The following is a 264-nucleotide window of genomic DNA, read 5'->3' as shown; positions in this document are numbered from 1 at the left end:
GTGCAGGGCTGCGCTGTCGGACAGGATGGGGCTGGCAAAGCCCAGCCCTTCGCGCTGTGACATTACCGCCATGCCATGATCGCCCAGCGTGCCGGACAGCAGGATCACATCGCCGGGACGCCTGGTCGCCGGACAGGTCACCCGTCGGCCACCACGCCCACGCCAGTGCAGGGCTGCGCTGTCGGACAGGATGGGGCTGGCAAAGCCCAGCCCTTCGCGCTGTGACATTACCGCCATGCCATGATCGCCCAGCGTGCCGGACAG

General features: G+C 68.2%; 1 pseudogene. It reads right to left on the bottom strand.

Annotated elements, in window-relative coordinates:
• Positions 1 to 264 (bottom strand): annotated as a pseudogene (locus tag AWT75_RS22405) (hypothetical protein); the annotation flags it as partial.

The organism is Aquitalea pelogenes, from assembly GCF_001515305.1.
GTDB lineage: Bacteria > Pseudomonadota > Gammaproteobacteria > Burkholderiales > Chromobacteriaceae > Aquitalea > Aquitalea pelogenes.
This window is presented reverse-complemented; position numbering and strand designations above follow the sequence as displayed.